Origin of the sequence: Ellagibacter isourolithinifaciens (assembly GCF_008831035.1) — a bacterium.
GTDB classification, from domain to species: domain Bacteria; phylum Actinomycetota; class Coriobacteriia; order Coriobacteriales; family Eggerthellaceae; genus Ellagibacter; species Ellagibacter isourolithinifaciens.
In genome coordinates, this window is sequence record NZ_WAJR01000008.1 from 90059 (window position 1) to 105092 (window position 15034).

General features: G+C 62.1%; 7 protein-coding genes. 6 read left to right on the forward strand and 1 reads right to left on the reverse strand.

The features are described from left to right. The first annotated feature begins 77 nt into the window (after positions 1-77). From F8C90_RS04895 to F8C90_RS04920, 6 genes are all read left to right on the forward strand, one after another. Positions 78-719 carry a TetR/AcrR family transcriptional regulator gene (locus F8C90_RS04895; RefSeq protein ID WP_246155787.1) on the forward strand — a complete coding sequence of 214 codons (642 nt, stop codon included), beginning with the start codon at positions 78-80 and terminating at the stop codon, positions 717-719. Between the two features lie 15 nt (positions 720-734). Then, the gene (locus tag F8C90_RS04900) at positions 735-5555 is read left to right on the forward strand and encodes an acyl-CoA dehydratase activase-related protein (protein WP_425481725.1); all 4821 of its coding nucleotides are present in this window, start codon (positions 735-737) and stop codon (positions 5553-5555) included. Positions 5556-6000: 445 nt separating this feature from the next. Continuing rightward, positions 6001-10674, forward strand: coding sequence for a glutamate synthase large subunit (gene gltB, locus F8C90_RS04905; protein ID WP_158049340.1), 4674 nt, complete (start codon positions 6001-6003; stop codon positions 10672-10674). Between the two features lie 3 nt (positions 10675-10677). Beyond that, positions 10678-12192, forward strand: coding sequence for a glutamate synthase subunit beta (locus F8C90_RS04910; RefSeq protein ID WP_158049341.1), 1515 nt, complete (start codon positions 10678-10680; stop codon positions 12190-12192). A 128-nt stretch (positions 12193-12320) separates the two neighbouring features. After that, positions 12321-12623 (forward strand): helix-turn-helix domain-containing protein, encoded by a 303-nt coding sequence (locus F8C90_RS04915; RefSeq protein ID WP_158049342.1) that lies wholly within the window; start codon positions 12321-12323, stop codon positions 12621-12623. Then, complete coding sequence (locus tag F8C90_RS04920) at positions 12623-13876, forward strand: type II toxin-antitoxin system HipA family toxin (protein WP_158049343.1); 1254 nt, start codon at positions 12623-12625, stop codon at positions 13874-13876. Before F8C90_RS04915 ends, F8C90_RS04920 begins: the two co-directional genes overlap by 1 nt. A gap of 93 nt (positions 13877-13969) precedes the next feature. Here F8C90_RS04920 and F8C90_RS04925 read toward each other — a convergent pair whose 3' ends face one another. After that, positions 13970-14983: a HipA domain-containing protein gene (locus F8C90_RS04925; protein WP_158049344.1), complete on the reverse strand. Its 1014-nt coding sequence runs from the start codon at positions 14981-14983 to the stop codon at positions 13970-13972. Between the last annotated feature and the right edge of the window lie 51 nt (positions 14984-15034).

Consider the following 15034-nt stretch of genomic DNA (forward strand, 5'->3'; position numbering starts at 1 on the left):
CATCCGTTGCCATTCGCGTGCCAGCTCGCTACAATCACACTATTGAACAATATGTTTATTATTGGTCGGATTGTTGAATGGGGGTGGAGCTTATGGCATGTTCGGCGAACGAAGGTGCCGCTTCTGAAGATCGGCGGATCACGCGCTCGAAGCAGGCATTGCGCGAGGCCTTCATCGAGCTGACGGAGGAATGCGGGCTCGACGGGTTCTCCGCAAGCGACCTGTGCGCTCGCGCGGGGCTCAACCGCGGCACGCTCTACAACATCTTCGGGGACAAAGATGGGCTGCTTCGCGCGCTCGAGGGAGACATCATGGCCGACCTCGAGGCTCTTCAGGCAAAGATGCAGACGATCGGCTTGAAAGACGTCATGCGCTACCGTGTGAGCAAGCGCCCAATGCCTTTTTTAGTGGAACTGTTCGACTGCCTGCGTGAACAGGGCGACTTCCTGCATGCGGTGATGGGCCCTAAGGGCGATCCGAGTTTCGGCCCCCGCGTGCGCGATGCACTGTGCACCGAAATCATCCAGACCATCCTGCACGAGCGCTACCGCAACAATCCCGAGCCGTTCGTGCAGTATTACGTCGCGTTCTACGCGAGCGCGTATCTGGGGGTCATCACGCGTTGGGTCGAAACGGGCATGCGCGAGAGTTCCCGGGACATGGCACTTATCGCGATGAAGCTCTTCTTCATCAAACCGGGCGATCCGATCAAGCTGTAAACGAAGGCGATAACGATGGAAGACGAAAACATGAACAATCAGGAATTGACGGTGGACGAGAAGGCGTCGCTTAGCGCATGTTCGGGCGAGGGTTGCGCGCCCCGCACCACAACGGTTGATGCGACTCCGGTTGGGGAACCCGTCGTGAAGGACGCGCTCCATATTGGCATCGATGTCGGCTCGACGACGGTGAAGCTTGCTATTTTGGACGAAAACAACCAGGTCAAGTACTCGGTTTACCGCCGTCATCACGCTGACGTGCGCGCAACGATCGTGGAAGTGCTCTCCGAGGCCGCCGAAGGCTTCGGCGATGAGCGCATGACGATTGCCATCACTGGCTCGGGTGGCCTGCTTTTGGCCCAGTGGCTCGGCATCGAGTTCGTGCAGGAGGTCATCGCGAGCAAAACCGCGGTCGAGACTTTCATCCCCAAAACCGACGTGGCCATCGAGCTCGGCGGCGAGGACGCGAAGATTATCTACTTCGAAAACGGCATCGAGCAGCGCATGAACGGCACCTGCGCGGGCGGTACGGGCGCATTCATCGACCAGATGGCGGCACTTTTGAACACCGATGCGGGCGGCCTGAACGAGCTTGCGCAGAATGCGACCACCATCTATCCCATCGCCTCGCGCTGCGGCGTGTTCGCGAAGACTGATGTGCAGCCGCTTTTGAACGAGGGCGCGCGCAAGGAGGACATTGCCGCGTCCATCTTCCAGTCCGTCGTGACGCAGACCATCTCCGGCCTCGCATGCGGCCGACCCATCCGCGGTTACGTGGCGTTTTTGGGCGGTCCGCTGCAATACCTTCCCGAACTGCGCAAACGCTTCTACGAGACGCTTGAGCTCGACGAGGAGCACCGCATCGTGCCCGACAACGCGCACCTGTTCGTGGCAAGCGGCTGCGCCATCGCGGGCGCGGCGAGCGAGACCGTGCGCGCCGAGAAGCTCTCCGAAGTGCTCGATCGCCTGAAGAATCTGGGCGACATCCAGGGCTCCGAGGTCGTGCGCCTGCCTCCGCTGTTCGCAAGCGACGCCGAGCTCGACGAGTTCAAGGAGCGCCATGCCGCCGAGTGCGTGAAGCGCGAGAGCCTCATGGATTACACGGGCGTTGCCTATCTGGGCATCGACGCGGGCTCGACCACGTTCAAGGCGACGCTCATCGACGAGGAGGGCAGCCTCCTCTGGTCGCACTACGTGTCGAACAAGGGCGACGTGCTCGGGTGCGCGAAGGCAGCCATCGCCAAGCTCTACAACGACATGCCAGTCGATGCCGAGACGGGCGAACCGCTCATCACCATCGGGCATGCCACGGTCACCGGCTACGGCGAAGCGCTGCTCCTTGAGGCGCTGCGCGTCGACTCGGGCGAGATCGAGACGGTCGCGCACCTGCGCGGCGCTCAACAGATGCTTCCGGGCGTGGAGTTCATCCTCGATATCGGCGGCCAGGACATGAAGTGCCTGCGCGTGAAGGATGGCGTAATCGACCATATCATGCTGAACGAGGCGTGCTCGTCGGGTTGCGGCAGCTTCATCGAGAGCTTCGCGACAGGCCTGAACCTGGACGTTTCCGAATTCGCCAAGACGGCAATCCATGCGGAACACCCCGTTGACCTGGGAAGTCGTTGCACTGTGTTCATGAACTCCCGCGTGAAGCAGGCGCAGAAGGAAGGCGCTACGGTGGGCGACATCGCCGCGGGCCTGGCCATCTCGGTCATCAAGAATGCGCTGTTCAAGGTCATCAAGATCCGCGACCCGCATGACGTGGGCACGAAGGTCATCGTTCAGGGCGGCACGTTCTTGAACGATGCCGTGCTGCGCGCGTTCGAGCAGCTCGCGGGCGTGCACGCCGTGCGCCCCGACATCGCGGGCAACATGGGCGCCTACGGTGCCGCGCTTCTCGCGCGCGACCGCTATCGCAAGCAGGTCGCAGCGTTGGAATCCAGCCACGACCAGGCGAAAGACGCCGGCGAGCGGAGCGAAGGCTGCGAAGCTTCTGAGCGCAGCTCGACCGCGGCTTCCGCCGTCCCGCAGGTTGAATCGGCTTCCGCCGACGCCGAAGTTGTCGCTCCCCAGATCAAATCCACGCTGCTTTCTCTCGAGCAGATCGAATCTCTCTCTCCCACGCACAAGACCGTGCGCTGCAAGGGCTGCTCGAACGCCTGCCTGCTCACGGTGAACGATTTCGGCAAGGACGAGAACACCGGCAAACACCGCCGCTTCATCACGGGCAACCGCTGCGAGAAGGGCGCCGGCGCGCTCGACAAGAAGTCGCAGCAGGTGCCGAACCTCTTCGAGTACAAGAGCAAGCGCCTGTTCGACCACTACATGCCGCTTTCCGCCGACAAGGCCCCGCGTGGCACGGTGGGCATTCCCCGTGCGCTCAACATGTACGAGAACTACCCGTTCTGGTTCACCTTCTTCACGAAGCTCGGATGGCGCGTGGTGCTTTCCGACCCGTCCACGAAGAAGACCTACGAGGCGGGCATCGAGTCCATGCCGTCGGAGAGCGTGTGCTACCCGGCGAAGCTCTCGCACGGCCACATCATGAACCTGCTCGACAAGCATCCGGATTTCATCTGGTTCCCCTGCAGCAAGTGGGAGCGCCAGGAAGACGACACGGCGGGCAACCATTTCAACTGCCCGATCGTGGCGAGCTATGCCGAGGCGCTGCGCCTGAACATCGATGAGCTGCGTGAGTCATCGACGCAGTTCCTGAACCCGTGGCTTCCCTACGACAAGAAGGAGCACCTGAAGAAACGCCTGATGGTTGAGCTTATCGAGGCGCACCCTGAGCTCATGGGCGAAGGTGTTTCCGCCCCGACGCAGGCGGAAGTGGACGCTGCGGTCGACGCTGCTTGGGCCGAAGACGAGGCGTTCAAGCGCGACATGCGCGTGAAGGGCACCGAGACCCTGAAATGGATGGAGGAGACCGGCACCCACGGCATCGTGCTGGCGGGCCGCCCCTACCATAACGACCCCGAGATCAACCATGCCATCCCCGAGTTGCTCACGAGCTTTGGGCTGGCGGTGCTCACCGAGGACTCCATCGCGCACTTGGGTACGCTCGAGCGCCCGATTCGCCTGGTCGATCAATGGATGTACCACACGCGCCTCTATGCGGCGGCGAAGGTGGCGACCGAGCGTCGCGACCTCGATCTCATCCAGCTGAACTCGTTCGGTTGCGGCTTGGACGCGCTCACCACCGACCAGGTGCAGGAAATCCTCGAGTCGGCGGGCAAGGTGTACACCGTGCTTAAAATCGACGAGGTGTCCAACTTGGGCGCTGCCCGCATCCGCGTGCGCAGCCTCCTTGCCGCACTGAAGGATCAGGCCGATGAAGAGGCCGAACGCACCGCGACGCCCGCTAGCTGCCCCGCGTGCGACATCGAGATCTCGCCCGACGCCGTCCCCGACGCGTTCAACGAGAAGGCTGCGCCCGAGGCTCAGGAGCGCATGCGCCAGCGCGAAGGTGCCGACACGGAGTTCCCGCGCGCGGTGTTCACCGAAGAGATGAAGGAGCAGGGCTACACCATCCTGGCTCCGCAGATGGCGCCGTACCATTTCGAGCTTCTCGTGCCCATCTTCAGCCGCTTCGGCTACAACGTCGAGCTTCTGCCGAGTGTGGACCACGGCGCGGTCGACGCGGGCCTCAAGTACGTGAACAACGACATCTGCTACCCGTCCATCCTGGTCACCGGCCAGATTATGGAAGCCGTCATGTCGGGGCGCTACGACACCGACAAGCTTGCCGTGCTCATCACGCAGACGGGCGGCGGTTGCCGCGCCACCAACTACATCTCGCTTATCCGCAAGGCACTGAAGGCTGTGGGACTCGCGCACATTCCCGTGATCGCCATCTCGTTCAAGGACTTAGGTGAGCACAACCCCGGCTTCAAGATCACGCCGAAGATGCTGCTCCAGGCCGTGTACGCGTTGCAGTACGGCGACGTGCTCATGCAGTGTCTCTATCGCACGCGCCCCTACGAGGTGGAACCCGGTAGCGCGAATCGCCTGTTCGACCACTGGATGGCCACGTGCAAGGGCCAGTTGAAAAGCGGCGAGTCGTACGGCCGCTTCAAGCGCACGATTCGCCAGATCGTCGAGGACTTCGACACGCTGCCGCTTCAGGGCGAGGGAACCAAACCGCGCGTCGGTGTGGTGGGCGAGATTCTCGTGAAGTTCCATCCCACGGCGAACAACCAGATCGTCGACGTGATCGAGCGGGAAGGGTGCGAGGCCGTGGTGCCGGGGCTCATCGAGTTTTTCCTGTTCGGCGTTGCAGGCGGCATTTTCCAGAAAGATCCGCTCGGGCGCAGCTCGAAGGGTGCGCTCGGGTCGAAGGTGGCACTTTCCGCAATCAAAAAGTTCCGCGCACCGGTGAACAAGGCGCTCGCCGAGTCGTCGCGTTTCAACCCGCCGGCGAACATCTATGAGCTGGCCGAATATGCGAGCGAGATCCTCTCGCTGTGCAACTCGATGGGCGAGGGGTGGCTGCTCACCGCTGAGATGGTGGAGCTTATCAAGACCGGCGCGCCGAACGTGGTGTGCACCCAGCCGTTCGCGTGTTTGCCGAACCACGTTGTCGGCAAGGCCGTAATCAAGGAGCTGCGCCGCCGTTATCCCGAAAGCAACATCGTGGCTGTCGACTACGATCCGGGCGCGTCGGAGGTGAACCAACTCAACCGCATCAAGTTGATGATCTCAGTTGCGAAGGCGAATTTGGCGGAGAAGGAGGCGGAGGCTCGCGCGGCCCGCGACACCTTCGTGAACGCCGACGGGTCGCACGGCAAGGCGCAGGATGCGGGCAAGCTCGAGGTGGAAACCGAGCTCGCGTAAGCGGGACGCGGGTGTCGCTGTGAGTTGGGCGGGCGTTTCGTGTACACGAGGCGCCCACTAGCAAAAAGTGCAGCGAAATCGGGAAATTCTGGCACAAAAACCGAGCTGTCCCACGGAGGGTTGACGGCTAAGAAAGGAACCCCAGGTTGAGCAATCGCTCGACCTGGGGTTTCTTTCTGAAATGTTGGCGCAGTTTCCAAGTCTCCCTCGATTTGAGGAACGATAGGGACGTAATTCGTGGGACAGCTCGGCTTTTGTGCCAGAATCTTGCTTTCCCCCTATGCTTTCTGCCGCCCGCCGCCGCATCGCGGTCGCTTTGTTTCAAGTCTGTTTCCAGGTTGTCATAACCATGTTGCAGCTTGAAACAAAGCGCTCGAGAGCCGATACACTACGTCATAGACTGCCATTTTGGTAAAACGGCAGCCCTATAGACGAAGGATCGCATATGAACTATCAACTGAGCGAACAGGCGGGGGCGCCTCGGTGTGAGGCTGGGCAAGGGGCATGCGCAGCTTGCGAGGGGAAGCAGCCCGCGGCGGGTCTTTACCGCGAATCATACGAGCACGACGCGTGCGGCATCGGCGCATTGGCGCACCTGAAGGGCGAGCGCAGCCATGCCATGCTGGACGATGCGCTGTCGGTGCTGGTCAATCTTGAGCACCGCGGAGGCACGGGCCTCGAGCGCAACACCGGTGACGGCGCGGGCGTGCTCTTCCAGATTCCGCACCGCTTCTTTCGCAAGGAAGCGCAGAAGGAAGGCCAGCTTTTGCCAGGGGAAGGCGACTACGGCGTTGCCATGCTCTTCTTTCCGCACGATGACGAAGTTGGCGTGCGCGACGCGAAGCGCGTCTTCGAGGAAGGTTGCGCGAAGTGCGGCGTGCCCTTGATGTTCTGGCGCGAGGTGCCGGTCGATCCGCACGACCTCGGCAGCACCGCGCAGGCGTGCATGCCGACCATCCTGCAGGCGTTTTTGCGTCGCCCGGAAGGCGTTTCCGCAGGCCAGGATTTCGAACGCAAGCTCTATGTGTGCCGTCGCACCATCGAGCGTGCAGCTGACGCGAACCCGGCGCTCGCGAACAAGATCTTCTACGTGTGCTCGATGTCGAGCCGCACTATCGTCTACAAGGGCATGCTTGTGGCGACCCAAATGCGCCGCTTCTTCACCGATCTGAACGACGCGGCGGTCGAGACTTCCCTTGCGCTCGTGCATTCGCGTTACTCCACGAACACGACGCCGTCGTGGGAGCGCGCGCATCCGAACCGCTACATCATCCACAACGGCGAGATCAATACGCTGCGCGGCAATATCTCCTGGACGCGAGCCCGCGAGCCGAAGCTTTACAGCCCGGTGCTCGGCGAGGACCTGAAGAAGATCCTGCCAATCATCAATCGCGAGGGTTCCGACTCCGCCATCTTGGATAACGTGCTCGAGTTCCTGACGATGAACGGCCGTCCGCTCGACCGCGCCGTCACCATGATGATTCCCGAGCCGTGGGACAACAACGATCGCATCGACGAGAAGCGCCGCGCCTACGACGCTTACCAGTCCATGCTCATGGAACCTTGGGACGGGCCTGCGGCCATCGCGTTCACCGACGGCCGCATGCTGGGTGCCGCGCTCGACCGCAACGGCTTGCGCCCGGCTCGCTACTACGTTACGCGCAAGGACTGGCTCATCCTGTCTTCCGAGGTCGGCACGATCGACGTTGATCCCGAGGACATCCTGCAGGCGGGGTGCCTCGGCCCGGGCGAGATGCTCGAGGTCGACCCTGACCAGGGACGCGTCATCTGGAACGACGAGATTCGCAACCGCTACGCGAACGAGAAGCCCTACCGCGATTGGCTTGGCGAGGAAATGCTCTCGGTCGACGATTTGCCCCTGCCCGAGCCTGCCGCCCCTGCCGCTGAGGAGGACGCAGGCGTGTCCTTCACACGCCGTATGGCCAAGCTGGGTTACCACTTCGATGATATTCAAGAGCTCATCCGCCCCATGGCGAACAAGGGATCGATTCCGCTTGCGTCCATGGGCACCGACGCGCCGCTTGCGTGTCTCTCCAAGAAGACGCGCAGCTTCTTTGACTATTTCAACCAGCTGTTTGCCCAGGTCACAAATCCGCCGATCGATGCATTGCGCGAAAGCTTCGTCACCTCGACGGTGCTCTACGTCGGCAACCATGGCAACCTCTTGGAAGATTGCCGCGACACCTGCCGCCTCGTGCGTCTCGAAGGCCCGATGCTCACGCACGACGAGTTCGACCGTCTGTGCTCAATCGACCGCGTCGGGTTCAAGACGGCGCGCTTCAGTTGCACTTATCCGCGCAGCGCTGCGGAGGGCGCGCTCGAAGGGGCGCTCGCCTCATTGCGCGAGAACGTGGAGGCGGCCGTGCGCGGCGGCGCGAACCTGATCGTGCTGTCCGATCGCGCGGGCGAGGGGGAAGTCCCCATCCCGAGCCTTCTTTCGCTCGCCGCGGTGCACAACCACCTGATCAACGTAGGCCTGCGCACCGACGCCGATTTGCTCGTGGAGACCGGCGACGCGATGCGCGCGCACGATTTCGCCTGCTTGGTGGGCTATTCCGCTTCGGGTATCTACCCGTACATGGCGCACGAGTGCATCCGCGATCTGTGCGAGCGCGGCGAGCTCGACGTGGACGGCGACACCGCTGTCGCGAACTACGACAAGGCAGTCACCGCGGGCATCACGTCCATCATGTCGAAGATGGGCATCTCCACGATGCAGGGTTACCATTCCGCGCAGATCTTCGAGATTCTGGGCCTCGACGACGCATTCGTCGACGAGTGCTTCACCCATACGTCCACGCGCATCGGCGGACTTGGCGTGGAAGGCGTGCAGCGCGAGCTGAACGAGCGCTACGACAAGGCGATCGCGCTTGACAAGACCCCGGCGCCCGACCAGCTTCCCTCGCTCGGCGTGACCTCGTGGCGCCCGATTGACGGCGAGGAGCACCTGATCAATCCTCAGACGATTTACCTGCTCCAGCGTGCGGTGCGCGAAGGCGACTACGGCATGTTCAAGGAATACAGCGCCGCATGCCATGTGCCCGGCCGTGCGGTCACGCTGCGCGACCTGCTCGATTTCGCGCCACAGGGATCCCCGGTGCCGATCGACGAGGTCGAGCCCGCAAGCGAGATCGTCAAGCGCTTCAACACGGGCGCTATGAGCTACGGCTCCATCTCCAAGGAAGCGCATGAATGCCTGGCCATCGCGATGAACCGCCTCGGCGGCAAGTCGAACACGGGTGAAGGTGGCGAGGACCCCGCTCGCGAGACGCCGCTTCCCAACGGTGACAGCAAGTGCAGCGCCATCAAGCAGGTGGCGTCGGGCCGCTTCGGCGTGACGAGCCGCTATCTCTCTTCCGCCATCGAGATCCAGATCAAGATGGCGCAGGGCGCAAAGCCGGGCGAAGGCGGGCATCTGCCCGGCAAGAAGGTGTATCCCTGGATTGCCGAGGTACGTCGCTCCACCCCAGGTGTGGGGCTCATTTCCCCGCCGCCGCACCATGACATTTACTCGATCGAGGATTTGGCCGAGCTCATCTTCGACTTGAAGAACGCCAATCCCGGCGCGCGCGTGTCGGTGAAGCTGTGCGCGCTCGCGGGCGTGGGCACCATCGCCACGGGCGTTGCTAAGGGCGGCGCCGACAAGATCACCATCTCCGGCCACAACGGCGGCACGGGCGCGGCCCCGCGCGACTCGATCTACCATGCGGGCATCCCGTTCGAGATTGGCCTCGCCGAAACGCAACAGACGCTTCTGCGCAACGGCCTGCGCAGCCGTGTCGTGGTGGAAACCGACGGCAAGCTCATGTGCGGGCGCGACGTGGTCATAGCCGCGCTGCTCGGCGCCGAGGAGTTTGGTTTCGCCACCATGCCGCTCGTCGCCATGGGCTGCATGATGCAGCGCGATTGCCAGCAAGACACCTGCCCCGTGGGCGTCGCGACGCAGAACTGCAAGCTGCGCAGCTGCTTTGCCGGCGAACCCGAATACGTCGTGAACTTCATGATGTTCGTCGCCGAGGAGATGCGTGAGATCATGGCGCAGCTCGGCTTCCGCACGGTCGACGAGATGGTCGGCCACCCCGAGTACCTGCGCCAGGTTGAGGTGCCGGGCAACTGGAAGGCGAACGAGATGGATCTCTCCGACATGCTCGCCACGGTGACTAACGAGTTCGGCCAGGCTATCCCCGGTGCCGAGGGCAAACACTTCCTCCCCTCGATGGCGCCCGATTGCCAGCTCGACCGCGCGCTCGACGCGACGCTGTTCATCCCCTACACGGCCGAGGCGCGCGAGCATCTGCGCCCCATCCGCTTCCGCGCCGATATCGCCAACGTGAACCGTTGCGTGGGCACGATGCTCGGCAGCCAGGTGACGCGCCGGCATCCCGAGGGGCTTCCCGAGGGTTCGATCACGGTGGACTGCGACGGCTCGGGCGGTCAGAGCTTCGGCGCCTTCCTGCCGCGTGGCATCACGCTGAACATCGAGGGCGATGCGAACGACTACTTCGGCAAGGGGCTTTCGGGCGGCGTCCTGACGGTGCGCCCGCCGGAGGCGGCGACGTACAAGTTCGACGAGAACGTGGTCGTGGGCAACGTGGCGTTCTATGGTGCGACCAGCGGAAAAGGCTTCGTGAACGGCCTTTCCGGCCAGCGCTTCGCTGTGCGCAACTCGGGCGCTACGGTGGTCGTCGAGGGCGTGGGCAATCACGGCTGCGAGTACATGACCGGCGGCATCGCGCTCATTTTGGGCGAGGTCGGGCCGAACTTCGCGGCGGGTATGTCGGGCGGCGTAGCGTACGTGTACGACAAGTTCGGCACGCTCGCGGACAACTGCAACCTCGACATGGTGCGCCTGTGCGAGCCCTCTGAGGACGAGATCGAGCTCATCCGCAGCCTGATCGAGGAGCACGCCGAGCGCACGCAGTCGCCGCGCGGCATCAAGCTGCTCTACCAGTTCAACACATTGAAGAAGCTGTTCGTGAAGGTGATTCCCCGCGATTACGAGCGCGTGATCAACGCGGTCGAGGCCGCCGAGGCATCGGGGAAGTCGCATGAAGAGGCGTTGCAGATCGCGTTCGACGCCATGACGGAAGGGAAGTAAGCGATGGGCAAGCCAGGAGCGTTTTTGGAGCATGGTCGTCATGCTCATGACCTGCGTCCCGTTGCGGAGCGCACGCAGGATTTCAACGAGTTGGGTGTGAACCTCCCCGAGGGCGAGCAGAGGGTGCAGGCGAGTCGCTGCATGGCATGTGGCGTTGCGTTTTGCCAGTTCGGGGCCTCGTTCGGGAAGGCGCGTCCTTCGGGATGCCCGCTTCACAACCTGATTCCCGAGTGGAACGACCTCGCATGGCGCGGGCAGTGGGGCGAGGCGGCGGCGCGTCTGTCGCTCACGAGTCCCATGCCCGAGTTCACGAGCCGCGTGTGCCCGGCGCTGTGCGAGGCGGCGTGCAACCTAGGCCGCAACGACGAGCCCGTGACGATTCACGACAATGAGCGCGCCATTTCCGATTGGCAATGGGAGCACGGCGGGCCGCGCAGGTTCGCGCCTGCTGCCGCGGGTGCCCCGAAGGTCGCTGTGATTGGTTCGGGACCTGCAGGTTTGGTCGCCGCTTGGGACCTCGCGCGTCGCGGTGCCCGTGTTACGGTGGTGGAGCGCCACGATCGTGCGGGCGGCCTTCTCATGTACGGCATTCCCAACATGAAGCTCGACAAGTCGGTGGTTTCGCGCCGCACCGAGCTCATGGCCGAGCTCGGCATCGAGTTCCGGCTGAACACCGACGCAGCCGATTCCGTGGTGGCCGCGGGGCTTGCCGAGGAATTCGATGCGGTCGTCGTGGCGGCGGGCGCGTGTGCGGCACGCGGTGTTCGCGCCGAAGGCTTCGAGGAAGGCCTCGCCTCGGGTGACGTGGTCTACGCGGTCGATTATCTCACCGAGCAGACGCGTGCGCTGCTCGAAGGCCGCGAGCCCGTCATCAGCGCTGCGGGCAAAGACGTCGTCGTCATCGGCGGCGGCGACACGGGCAACGACTGCATGGGCACGGCGGTGCGCCAGGGCGCGCGCACGGTGCGCCAGCTGGAATACGGCCCCTGCGCGCCCGAGGTGCGTGCGGCCTCCAATGCGTGGCCTGAGTGGCCCAACGTGAAGAAGACCGATTACGGCCAGGAGGAGGCTATTGCGCTTCAAGGTGATGACCTGCGTGAATGGTGCGCCGACACGCAGCGCGTGCTCCTGGATGGCGACGGGCGCGTGCGCGGCCTGCAGGTCCATTCGCTCGATTGGTCGGCGGGCAAGCCTTCTGCGGTCGAGGGCTCTGAGCGGGAGATCGCGGCGCAGCTGGTGCTGGTGGCTTGCGGTTTCGCGGGTCCCGAACATGGCGTGTTCGATGCGCTCGGCGTTCCCGTGGCGACGGCGGGCCGTCCCCTTCCCGTGATGGAAGGCGGCGCGACTGGTGCGGCTGCGGCGACGCATCGCGCTGAGCTGGCAGAAGGCGCTGCTGCGGCGGGTCGTACCGCAGTGTATGTCGCGGGCGATGCGCGCAACGGCAGCTCGCTTGTGGTGAGCTCGATGGCCGACGCGCTCAAGTGCGCGGCTGAAGTGGCGGTCGATCTGGGGCTGTAGCCTCAATTGCACCGCTGAACTATCTTGCAGAGAAGGCGTCCCGCACAATGCGGGGCGCCTTTATTAATGCTAAAAATATGTTACACTAGCATAGATAACGTAACGTAATATAGACAATAAGGACTACTATGAAGCGCCTTTCGTCACCAACGGTGAAACTTGCTGCAAAGCAAATCGGGGAAAACCTCGCAACATGGCGCAAATTGTATAATCTGACATCTCAGCAACTTGCGGACAAAGCGGCGGTGTCGCGCGCCACCATTTCCCGTCTCGAAAACGGAGACCCGAAAGTGAGCTTCGAAACGTTTCTCAACGTGTGCCGCGCGTTGTCTTCCCTCGATGCCGTGGTGGAGGCCACGGACCCTTACGAGACCGACTATGGTCGCGTTCGGGCTGATCAGGTGCTTCCGCAACGGGTAAGGAGTTCCTGATGGTTCCTATTGTCGATGTCTTTACGAGTTTTGCCGGTGAAGCTGCCGAAGTTCTCGTCGGAACGTGTCGGTTCGGTTTGCGTCGTGGGCGGATAAGCTGTTCGTTTGCCTACAGCGATGCCTACCTCAAGAGACCAGATGCTTATGCGATCGATCCCGCTTTGCCGCTGCGAACTGCCTTTTATCATTGCGAGGGAATGCCTGGCGCGATGCGTGACTCTTCTCCCGATCGCTGGGGAAGGCATCTGATTGACAGAAGGGCGATTGTCGAGGCTCAGACGGCGGGCGTGACGCTTCGTGCTATTGATGAAGTTGACTATTTGCTCGGTGTTTTTGATTCCACTCGTCAAGGGTCCCTTCGCTATTCCGTTCCCGATTCCGACGACTGGTTGTCTGCGAGTAACGAGGTCCCTCCGATTATCGAGCTCAAACGGCTCCTTTTCGCGTCAAACGAAATAGCTCGGGGCAACGAAAGAAACGGCCAGATAAAAGAGCTTCTCGATGCTGGATCGGGTTCTTTGGGCGGTGCTCGTCCAAAAGCTTCCGTTGTCGACGAGGGGAAACTTCTCCTTGCAAAATTCTCCCATCCAGGGGATGAATGGGACGTGATTGCGTGGGAAAAAACGGCGCTTGATATTGCGGGTGCCGCGGGTATGGCGGTTCCTTCCTCGAAGCTTGTGAGAATTGGAGGCGACTCGGCGTTGCTCCTCGAACGCTTCGATCGATCAGGTTCCCTTGAGAAGGGTGAGAGGATTCCCTATTTGAGTGCGATGAGTCTGATCGGTGCGTACGATGGTGAGCATTGCGACTATACGACCGTTGCCGATGCCTTGTCGGTTTGGACGTCAAGCCCAAGTTGTGAGCTGACGGAACTCTTCCGAAGAGTCGTGTTTTCCGTGGCGTTGCATAACACCGATGACCATCTTCGAAACCTAGGCCTCATTCGCAAGAAGAGCGGATGGGTGTTGGCTCCTGTTTTCGATGTCAACATCAATCCCGTTGCCGCGCGGGTCCGTGCCACTTCCATCTTTGGGGAAGCGGGAAAAAGCGAGGTCGAGGGCTTGGATTCGTTTGGCGAAATCTGCGGACTGTCAGCTGAGGCAAAGGCACAGATTGTGGGGGAAACGCTTGCGCCGGTTCGCCATTGGCGCGCGTTTGCCAAGCGAAACGGATGCAAGGATTCCGAATGCGATCTGATGGGGCATGTGATAGAGGAGCGCTGCGCGGCTCTCGAATCACGATTTGCCAGGTAGCTGCAATGAAAATGGGAAAGGCGTCCCGCACAATGCGGGGCACCTTTCCTGCTTTCAGGGAGCTTTCGACCCCGGCAGGGGAGCCTTGACTCCTTATGCCAGCAGTGCTTCGATCTGGACGTTCTTCAGCTTGTTCACGGCATCGAGCTTCCACTTGGGGTAATCAAAGCCTGGGTCTTCGTATTCGAAGTCCTTCAAGTCGACAAGCTTCGCGCGGATGCCGGGCGTCATGAGGGCGCGTCCGATGGCGATGAAGTCGGTGCCGATCTTCGGCCCGATGAGGCGGATGTACTCGTCGAAGTCGTCCATCTCCATCATCATGGGCAGGCATGCCATGTTATGGTCGAACAGCGGCGCCATGCGAAGAATCTCACCCGTCGCGTTGTTGACCAAAAAGCCGTAATTCCCTGCGTGCCGATCGACGTTTGCCATGACCGCATCCATCACGACCATTTCGCGGAAGGCCTCTTCAGTGCCGTGTTTGGCGGCGAAGGCGAGCATGTCGTCGACATCGAAAGGACCCTCGAAAAAGCGGTGAGCGGAGACGAATCCCTCGCGTTCCGATGTGAACAGGGGGCATTTGCAGGCGAGCTTTTTGTGGAATCGAAGCAGCGAATAGGGAACGTGGTCGATTTTTGCAGCGTCGAGCAGGTCGGATGCGAGCTTCTCGGAATACGGTTCGAACCCCGCGTTCGCATAACCGGTGGAACCGCGCTTCAAAAGTGAGATCTGCCCGTCTTCGCGAATCCAGCATTTCGCAAACGAACCCGACGTCGCGAACTCCGGGGAGGTGGGGGAGCTCCGTCGCCCGTACATGCCGGTGCCGTCGAAGGCGATGCGCGCGATGACACCATCGAAGGGATTGCGATAGAGCGATACGTCGTCCCAGGTCAAAGCTTCGTCTTCGCGCTTCATCCAGAAGGTGTCAGTCAGCGACAGACAGCGTATCATGCCGATGAAGTCATGGCGGGTGGTAAGGCCGAGCTCTCGCATGAGCTTCTCGATCGACGTTCGGTGCTTGGCGATGGCTCGGGTAGTGTCCCGAATGTTGGTGTAGAGCTCGGTTCTCGAGGGTAGCCGCAGGCTGCCCGAGGAGCCGAGAATCACCTAGAATGCCGTCATTCTAGCGCATGCTACGCCGCCTTCCTGCCGGGAATC

Bases quoted from the DNA above. Each gene is read 5' to 3' on its own strand.
- F8C90_RS04915 (WP_158049342.1), top strand. From the start codon at position 12,321: ATGAAGCGCCTTTCGTCACCAACGGTGAAACTTGCTGCAAAGCAAATC.
- F8C90_RS04920 (WP_158049343.1), top strand. From the start codon at position 12,623: ATGGTTCCTATTGTCGATGTCTTTACGAGTTTTGCCGGTGAAGCTGCC.
- F8C90_RS04910 (WP_158049341.1), top strand. From the start codon at position 10,678: ATGGGCAAGCCAGGAGCGTTTTTGGAGCATGGTCGTCATGCTCATGAC.
- gltB (WP_158049340.1), top strand. From the start codon at position 6,001: ATGAACTATCAACTGAGCGAACAGGCGGGGGCGCCTCGGTGTGAGGCT.
- F8C90_RS04895 (WP_246155787.1), top strand. From the start codon at position 78: ATGGGGGTGGAGCTTATGGCATGTTCGGCGAACGAAGGTGCCGCTTCT.
- F8C90_RS04900 (WP_425481725.1), top strand. From the start codon at position 735: ATGGAAGACGAAAACATGAACAATCAGGAATTGACGGTGGACGAGAAG.